This is a genomic window from Leadbetterella sp. DM7 (assembly GCF_040829825.2).
GTDB lineage: Bacteria > Bacteroidota > Bacteroidia > Cytophagales > Spirosomataceae > Leadbetterella.
This window is the reverse complement of record NZ_JBFOLH020000016.1, coordinates 89,873-97,886: the sequence shown is the minus strand read 5'-3', so window position 1 is coordinate 97,886 and position 8,014 is coordinate 89,873. Positions and strand designations below refer to the sequence as shown.

Genomic DNA, 8,014 nt, shown 5'->3' with positions numbered 1-8,014 from the left:
GTTTGACAAAATCGTAGCAAAAGCAGTCAATAAGGTAAGACCAAGCCGTAAATACATAAGAAAGAAAAAACCAAGAGCCAAATTCTCAATGGTTTACAAAAATCTATAGCTTAACTAAATGGCATTGGTTACTATATATTTTCTCTTTATTTATCACTATAGTGTTTTCTTCAATTTTACATTTACCTTTTCTCCCTCCTTATTAATTGTTACTATCTTTTTTAAAGTGGCGGCGGCACTTGTTTTGTATCTGTTCACCTCGGTATTAGCAGTAGTTCCCTGGAACAAACCATTAATGTAAGTATCAGTATAGCCTACAATATCAGTTCTTGAAAATGTATGGGTATATCCAAATTCAGTAAATAAATAATAGTTACCCGGCATAAGATTGGTAAACTCAAAATTTCCATCATTATCATATACGGAAGTTTGTTTTATGCATGCAGCAGCTTCTTTCGCAAGCGGCACGGCTTGCCCTTTTTTTCGAAGCTTTTCATTCAATGCTATCCATTCTTTAAAATAATCCGTATAAGGAATAAGAATGACAGTTGTACCCCGTGGAGCATACTGTTTTTTGTTTACGTTAAGTATTGCTATTCCTCCTTTAGTCGTATTCTCATTGTCCCTGGCATAAATTTGACCACTAATTGTGCCGGAGCCTGCTGTAACCATTTTATAAGTTTGTTCCTTATCAAATGTTACGGTAAAGGGGTTATAATCAAGTTCTTTATCAACCAGTAAATATTTTTTGCCGTTAGATGCTAGCATATCCACTTTCCAGAGTTTTCTGCTTTCTTTATCAATATAATACTCACACTTAACATTTGTTCCTTCTTCAAATACGCTAACCTGCCACACTGCATGCTCGCCTGTAATATTACTTTTATGCATACTACTTTTCACTTCAGTAATACGGGTATTTGAAATGTTGTTTGTAGTTCCAGGCTTGTATTCATATACGGGCAAAATAGCTTTGTAACCGGAAGTAAGGGGAAGCGCACCGAGCAGGTAGGGGTAAATAAAACTGTCGAAAAAGCCCCCATTTTTATTATCCTTAACCTGATGACCTTTATTTGAACGCTTGTCGTAATAATAACCCTCTATAGCATTGCCATACTTAATATGATATTGCTTTTCGGAATTGTTGGAAGACCGGTAAATAGGCTTTAATGTAGCTATATCTGCTATGCTTGTATCTGCCCAAATTGAATTTCCTTTTGGAGATATTATCTTTGTGAATACGGATACGGTTTTTTCATTTGTATTTATTGCTACATCAAAAGAACCGATTTCTAAAGTTTCTCCCCCTGACACAGAAAAGTATGCCATTTCAAAATGTACATTTCTTATTGCATTTTTATTAATTGAATTATCTCCCGGTTTAAGCAGGGATTGAGCATTTGCATTCAAAACTGCAAACGCAAAAAATAGGACTCTAATCATTCGCATACGTAATATTTATGGATGTATTATTTTTGTTTCATACTTTACTCTTTTTAAATGATGATTATTCATCTATCATTTCAAAATCTAAAATTCACCCCCAATTGCCCATAAAAAGGAAGTAATGGTTGTGACTTAAAATCTTCCTGTAAAAATTTTCCGGCTTTAAGAGTAATATCTATTTTCTTCATAGAATAGCCTCCCTGTAATCCATAATAAAAGTTACCTCCGGTTGCAGGCTCATACCAGCCATCCTGAACATTGTCGTAAATATTTTCTTTGTACCAATCGCTGTGTTTAAAATGTGTAACGATGGCTTTTTCAAAACCAACTTCAACACCACCAAACCAATGTTTTTGATAATAGCCCAATGTGCTGGCAAAATCACTTCCAAAATTGAAAAGTGTGACCGACTGATTCTGATAACGCCTGGATATTCCTTGTACCCTTGCTGAAAACTGGAAATGGTTGAATGTAGCAATCCTGATTTGTGTACCTAACCTCACTTTAAAATCATCAGATAACTTATTTCCTGCAGGTATAGAGACTTCACCACCAACCCATAAAGGAAATTTTTTAACGGGTATTAAGCGATGATAACCCAACCCGGCCGTCAAACTATACTCTGCTCCAGCATTAGCATGTAACAAATGCTTATTTTGTTTAGAACCATTTTCCCAGTTTATAACCTGTGCATGTATTTTATTTTGAAAAAATGAGAAAACAGCAAGTATAATAATTGGCTTAAGAGTAATTGTCTTCATTTATTCTGTTATAAAGATTGTATATAAGAAATAATTTTAGGTTCCATCGCTGTTGTCCAAAAATTTATCTGGTCAAACATTCCCGAATGACCAACTCCCTGTGCCTTAAAAACTTCTTTGTTAGGATAAACTGATGAAATTTTTGTTGCCCAACTGTCAGGGTAAGCTTTGTTGTTAGTGCTATAGATGAAAAGTGTTTTTTTTGAAAAATTACTGATGCCTGCTGAAAAATCAGGCTTAGTATCTTGCCCTAATTCGTAAGATGCGGCATTAACGACAGCACCACTTCGGGAGGCAACATAAGTCGGTGCATTATTACCTAAATCCGAACCCACATCGCCAACTATTGTATTTACAGAACCCATCAAACCTGCTTTATAGTCTAATATTTCGTGCTGGTCTTCTTTGCCTGTAATAAACTGGTCAATATAGGTGGCATCATTTAAAGTTTCACTCCACAACTTGAATGACCTTGATTCGGAAACGTAGTCAACCACATCATCCCATTTTAAACCACCCGGCTCCGCTACAATTAAACCATTTATCTCGTTTGGATATTTACCTGTGTAGCCGGTAGCCAACATGGCTCCCCAAGACTGTCCCAACAGAATTACTTTTTGTGAAGCACTTGTTTTATAATGGGCTATCACGCCTTTTAATTCGTCATAAAATATCTTACTAATGGCATCGCTGCCCTGGGATTTATACCAAGCTTTTGGAAATCGTTGAGAAAGACCTGCACCCCGCTGGTCGTAGAAAACAATACGATAGCCTTTTGTTGCAAGCGTTTTGCAATTGAGCATATAACGGTAGTCACCACCGGGGCCACCGTGGATACATATAATCAATGTACTGTCTTTTGCACCAAAAGCTTCTGAATGCAACAACGCACCGTTAATGGAAATTGAAGGCAGCGTGGCATCCTGGTCAACCGTTTTGGGTACTAAGTTTCCAACCTCGCCTATATACCTTTCTTTAGTGCAGGAAAAAGAGAATACCGAAAAGATTATAAAGGCTAAATAAATGCTGAACGATTTTTTCATACTATTTTTTTGTTTTAATGCAAGCCAGATTTTCTTTGTTATTGAAAAGTATATGACATTGCAGCATTGGGGTTAGTATATACCTGAGATTTTACAACCTCATTGTCAACTAATACTTCCAGCTTTACGGTTTGAGCTGGATTCACAAAATATCCAACCGTTATAATATTGTTTTTGTTGACAGTTTTTGTGATGGTTTTTGTGAATGGCAATGCTGGGTTATTAGCAGTAGTCTGTCCCCCGGTTTCGTTATCATAAGTAATGGACACCAGGTTATTCGTTGTTGTGCTGCTAACACGGTAGGTAATACTTACTTGTTTAGGATAAGTATTACCCGTATCGGAATCTGATTTTCTGCAAGAAGCTGCAAGGAGCATAATAAATGCGATGAAAAGGCACGTTTTAAATAATTTCATTTTTAAAAATTTTAGATATGTTATATAAAGGGGTAATTGCGTTTTAATTCATAGGTTGAATTATTGTACTCGCTTATAGTCTTTATCAGTCTGCACAATTACTTCTTCGGCCAGTACCATGCCTTCCATACTATAATGGATGTAATAATGCTTTCCAAAAAAGACAGCATTACATAAAATATTTTCCATTCAGTAAAGGATGAAACGCCTACAAAAAAAGTGAACATGGTTAAAAATATTCCAGTTGAAATATTTAAAACCCTATTCCATTTTGGTTTTATCATAAGCGAAGAAAAAATCATCAGCGAAGGAAGTGTCATAACAATTGTTGCCAAAAGCAATTTGTAAGGCGTACTCAGCATGTTTTGTCCATTCAGCAGCCCTTGTGCTTTTCCAGGAACGTACAATTCAAAATAATCACCATAGATGTAAAGAAACATTACGGAAGCCCAAAGTGCGGAGAGTATCAGTTTGATATTGATTTTAAAATCTTCGAATTGCGTTTTTTTATTTTCCATTTGCCTTTGCTTTTAAACCAAAAAATAACAGCCAAAAACATATACCTATTTCTCCTGCTGCTGGCAGCATACTCATATATTTTCCAATCCCTATTTTGGAGTAATTTTCAAATAAAGTATTGCCAGTAAAATTTATCAAATAGCCAACGCAACCTAACATCAGTAAAACGCCAAATATTTTTGGTATAAATCCTGATTTGTAAACCAGCAACCCAAACGGAAAAAGCCAAAGCCCCCAAAATACCGTTGCAAGCAAAATCCCATCGTTATACTGGTTCAGAGATAACATTAGTTTGCTTTGTAAATCTTCTATTGAAATATTTTGCAGAAAGGATTCTTTACCAGTGAGCGTTAATGCGGCATATTTATGTTGCAAATTATTAAACGACAAAGGCACACTTAATAATGCCAATATCACCATTACCCTTGCCCGAGATTCATTAACCGCTCTTAAAAGCTTGTATAAAACAATTGGCAAAAAAACAAATGCTACATAGCAAACCACGCTGCTGTATATGCCCAATCTGAATAATGAAGTAGAAGCAGTAATATTACTAAATGTTGCCGCTCCGTTATTCCAGTTAATAAGTTTATTGGGAACATAAGCCAGGCTGAACATTCCTGTAATTACAACGACCAGGTAAATAAACCCCGCAATCCTTGCTGTATTTTTAATTGTAGTCATAATTTAATTTTTGAGAAAATTGAGTAGCCATTAACTATTTCGCCAAAATATTTGTGTTGCTTCATATCTCTTAATTATCAGTTTCTTCCCATAAAATATTCCAAATACTATTCTTGAATTTTTCATTGTTTAATGAAAAATGCCCAATTTTCAACGCATTAAAATCTTTAGGGAAAAGGTGTAGGCGTTTTATACCAGCATTCTCAAATTTTGCTGTTAACCAGCTTACAGATTTTTTTGGAGCAAAAAAATCATCATCAATACTTATAGAAGTGAGCTTGCATTTTATTCTGTCAAAGTAGAGTTTGTTGTATGAAACGTTTGCAAATAAATAATCGCTGCTCCTGCACCATTTTGCCCATTCTTCAGCAACATTTTTGGGTAGACTTTCCATCCTGCTGAATTTTTTAGAAGGCAGATGCCCGAATACTTTTATTAGTGCAGGTACAAGAAAATACCAATTTATCCACATCCTTATTTTACTAACTCCTTTCCAAAATTTCCAATAGCCTGATTGTGCTGCAACAAGAATAATTTTATCTGCCTTGTAAGATGACGGAGCTAAACCGATTAATTGTCCGCCAATACTATGACCTAAGAGAATTAATTTATGATGAGGGAAAGTTTTAATGGTATGTATGATTACGGCTTCTAAATCCCTATTTCCCCAATTTGCCAGGCTAGAATTTTCTTTTTTGATATTTCCATTTAAGGATTTTCCGATACCAGTATAATCAAATGTAACTACCGAAGTTCCGTTAGTTTGAAAAAACTGAGCCAGCTTTCGGTAAAATGATTGAAGCACTCCGGCTGCTGATGCAATAATTACCATTGTATCAGAACTTGTATCGTTGTACAAACTGCACTTAATAGATTCTTGTTCGTTTATATTTATTTGAAATAAATGCATGAACCGGATAGTAATTCGAATGCAAAAATCGTTTGGAAATTTTAATTCAAGGTCTCAATGGTCATAGTGAGACAAATTATTTGACATGCAATAAGTATTGATAATGAGACTATTGTGCGGGCTGAAACTTATTGAGTGAGGATTGATACCGTTGATATTGTCGTCATTTCTGGTTGATTTGGTATTCACTTGGTGTTTTGCCGGTATATTTCTTAAAATTCCGGTTAAAGGAAGCTTTTGAATTAAAACCACTATCATAAGCAAGCGACATTAGGGTGTATTGCTTGTTTTCAGGCTTATTCAAGAGTTGTAAAAAATTGTTAATGCGCCACTCATTAATAAGGTCATAGAAATTCTTTTCCTCATATTTGTTAATGACTTCAGACAATTTATTGGGGTGGGTTGGAATAAGTTTAGCCAATTCTGCCAACGTCAGTTCTGGATTCAAAAACGGTTTTTCATTTTCCAAAATTTTCAATAACAGATTATGTATCTGTAAAGACTCATCGTTGCTTAAATTGGAGTATTGATACTTCTTTGAAGGAGATAATGTATCAAGTTCTTTATCCTTCTCTTCTTCATTTATTAAAATAACATTGGATTCGGGAACGGCTTTTTTCCCAAAAACATTTACCTGATTGATGCCAAAATAGCCAATCAAAATCACAAAAATGGTTGATGATATTGAAATTATATTATTGCTTTGTACAAACAGAATTACCAGCCAAATTGCCAGCATACCAATTATTAGAAATAGAAGCCAGTTGAATTCAATCTTTTCAGTGTTTGAAAACTCATTTTTGATATTTCTGCGATACTTAAATAAAATTTGGAGCGATAAAATACTATACATAATACCAGAAACATAGATTATAGCTATTCTTAACAAATTTTCAAATTCATATCCTGCTCCTTTCGATTGCATGATAGCCAGTTTTTGAGAAGGACTTGAAAAGAAAAATCGGACATAAATCAGGAAGATAATTGCAGCAGGAGCGAAATGCCAAAGTTCCCGCCATTGAAACTGTATATTGTTAGTTTGGTACTTGGTATATAGATATAAAAATACACTGACTATTATCGGACTGGGAAAACAAAAAACTAATAAATCCGGATAAGTTAAATACAATCCCGATTCTACTAAAAATGTGTTCAAAATAGTTTGGGCTGCAAAGAACAACAGCCCAGCGAAAATAAAATCAGTAGCAGACCTATTTTGTTTCGTCAATAAGATTACTGTCAGAAATAACGCAATAGAAATACCAACCGTGAAAAAATAGTTCATAAACCACAATGCCGATTAATACAACAAATTTAACAAAAATATCTTTTGGCATTATATTACTGTACCAAATGCTGCAAATCCGGGTCGTTTTTGATGCGTTTCATTTCACTTTCAACAATAATCATAACATCCTGCTTGACTTGCTTGTAATTGGCTTCAATTTCCTGCTTCATATTATCCGCTCCGTTATTATCGGTAAAGGATAATATCTGCGGTATCTTTTGTTGATGAAAACGGAGTTGATTATATGAAGCAGGAAATCGAAAGCAACTACCGTCTGATAAAAGCAGACATTGTGCATATTTTTGAAAGCGAAATGGAGCGTATCAAGAATGACCCGAACTTACAGCATTTGATACAACAAGGGTAGAAGAAATGTTTAAAATAATCTAACTTCCTTGATGTCTTAATTTTGAAAGGTTTTAAATTACAACAACTTAAAAAACTGAATACTCTTTTTCATTAACTTTGCTGTATGAGGAGAGTACTCGCCATATTGTTTCTATCTGTGTATCTTATTTCAACAACTGAATTAGGTCAGTTGCTGAAGTTCCCTATGTTGGTAGAACATTATTTCGAGCACAAAGAGAAAAATCCTCAAATAAATGTGATGGAATTTCTCGCACTTCATTATGAAGGCAACCACCTCGAAAATCATCCACACGATGAGGATTACGAGCATGACCAACAACTACCGTTTATCGTCCATATCGATGTTTTGAGTGTTAGTTTTGTACTTACCCCTCCTTTTAGTTTTGAAATAGAAACGAGAAAACTTGTGGGTAAAGAACCCAAAGCTTTGCCTTTGGACGATGCATTCTCAGACAATAACTATCTTTCTGCTATTTGGCAACCGCCAAAATCCTGTTAATTTTTCTTGGACAGATATTTTAATTGAATTCGCTTTTGCGGATGTCGTTTCTGTGTGTTTATACGGAACGTATATTTCC

Annotated in this window: 10 protein-coding genes; 2 read left to right on the top strand and 8 right to left on the bottom strand. The window is 34.9% G+C overall.

Annotated elements, in window-relative coordinates; translation table 11 throughout:
• Positions 1–156: 156 nt before the first annotated feature.
• From AB2U10_RS16170 to AB2U10_RS16135, 8 genes are all read right to left on the bottom strand, one after another.
• Positions 157–1,449, bottom strand: coding sequence for a DUF3108 domain-containing protein (locus AB2U10_RS16170; protein ID WP_367915884.1), 1,293 nt, complete (start codon positions 1,447–1,449; stop codon positions 157–159).
• 74 nt (positions 1,450–1,523) lie between these two features.
• On the bottom strand, positions 1,524–2,207 hold the full coding sequence (locus AB2U10_RS16165; RefSeq protein ID WP_367915883.1) for a hypothetical protein: 684 nt from the start codon (positions 2,205–2,207) through the stop codon (positions 1,524–1,526).
• Between the two features lie 8 nt (positions 2,208–2,215).
• Positions 2,216–3,250: an alpha/beta fold hydrolase gene (locus AB2U10_RS16160; protein WP_367915882.1), complete on the bottom strand. Its 1,035-nt coding sequence runs from the start codon at positions 3,248–3,250 to the stop codon at positions 2,216–2,218.
• 38 nt (positions 3,251–3,288) lie between these two features.
• Positions 3,289–3,666, bottom strand: coding sequence for a hypothetical protein (locus AB2U10_RS16155; protein ID WP_367915881.1), 378 nt, complete (start codon positions 3,664–3,666; stop codon positions 3,289–3,291).
• 98 nt (positions 3,667–3,764) lie between these two features.
• Complete coding sequence (locus AB2U10_RS16150) at positions 3,765–4,184, bottom strand: DUF6326 family protein (RefSeq protein WP_367915880.1); 420 nt, start codon at positions 4,182–4,184, stop codon at positions 3,765–3,767.
• Positions 4,174–4,869, bottom strand: coding sequence for a DUF4386 domain-containing protein (locus AB2U10_RS16145; RefSeq protein WP_367915879.1), 696 nt, complete (start codon positions 4,867–4,869; stop codon positions 4,174–4,176). The genes AB2U10_RS16150 and AB2U10_RS16145 overlap by 11 nt, the downstream gene beginning before the upstream one ends.
• A 70-nt stretch (positions 4,870–4,939) precedes the next feature.
• A complete protein-coding gene (locus AB2U10_RS16140) occupies positions 4,940–5,779 on the bottom strand; it encodes an alpha/beta hydrolase family protein (protein ID WP_367915878.1) in 840 nt (279 codons plus the stop codon).
• A 163-nt stretch (positions 5,780–5,942) separates the two neighbouring features.
• Positions 5,943–7,064 carry a helix-turn-helix domain-containing protein gene (locus AB2U10_RS16135; RefSeq protein ID WP_367915877.1) on the bottom strand — a complete coding sequence of 374 codons (1,122 nt, stop codon included), beginning with the start codon at positions 7,062–7,064 and terminating at the stop codon, positions 5,943–5,945.
• A gap of 247 nt (positions 7,065–7,311) precedes the next feature.
• Here AB2U10_RS16135 and AB2U10_RS16130 point away from each other — a divergent pair, with 247 nt between their 5' ends.
• Positions 7,312–7,434, top strand: a complete 123-nt coding sequence (locus AB2U10_RS16130) for a hypothetical protein (protein ID WP_493820703.1) — start codon at positions 7,312–7,314, stop codon at positions 7,432–7,434.
• 105 nt (positions 7,435–7,539) lie between these two features.
• Positions 7,540–7,935, top strand: a complete 396-nt coding sequence (locus tag AB2U10_RS16125; protein ID WP_322969507.1) for a hypothetical protein — start codon at positions 7,540–7,542, stop codon at positions 7,933–7,935.
• Positions 7,936–8,014 lie beyond the last annotated feature (79 nt).

Coding starts and splice junctions, on each gene's coding strand:
- AB2U10_RS16135 (WP_367915877.1), bottom strand. CDS start 7,064: ATGAACTATTTTTTCACGGTTGGTATTTCTATTGCGTTATTTCTGACA.
- AB2U10_RS16170 (WP_367915884.1), bottom strand. CDS start 1,449: ATGCGAATGATTAGAGTCCTATTTTTTGCGTTTGCAGTTTTGAATGCA.
- AB2U10_RS16150 (WP_367915880.1), bottom strand. CDS start 4,184: ATGGAAAATAAAAAAACGCAATTCGAAGATTTTAAAATCAATATCAAA.
- AB2U10_RS16165 (WP_367915883.1), bottom strand. CDS start 2,207: ATGAAGACAATTACTCTTAAGCCAATTATTATACTTGCTGTTTTCTCA.
- AB2U10_RS16160 (WP_367915882.1), bottom strand. CDS start 3,250: ATGAAAAAATCGTTCAGCATTTATTTAGCCTTTATAATCTTTTCGGTA.
- AB2U10_RS16125 (WP_322969507.1), top strand. CDS start 7,540: ATGAGGAGAGTACTCGCCATATTGTTTCTATCTGTGTATCTTATTTCA.
- AB2U10_RS16130 (WP_493820703.1), top strand. CDS start 7,312: ATGAAGCAGGAAATCGAAAGCAACTACCGTCTGATAAAAGCAGACATT.
- AB2U10_RS16155 (WP_367915881.1), bottom strand. CDS start 3,666: ATGAAATTATTTAAAACGTGCCTTTTCATCGCATTTATTATGCTCCTT.
- AB2U10_RS16140 (WP_367915878.1), bottom strand. CDS start 5,779: ATGCATTTATTTCAAATAAATATAAACGAACAAGAATCTATTAAGTGC.
- AB2U10_RS16145 (WP_367915879.1), bottom strand. CDS start 4,869: ATGACTACAATTAAAAATACAGCAAGGATTGCGGGGTTTATTTACCTG.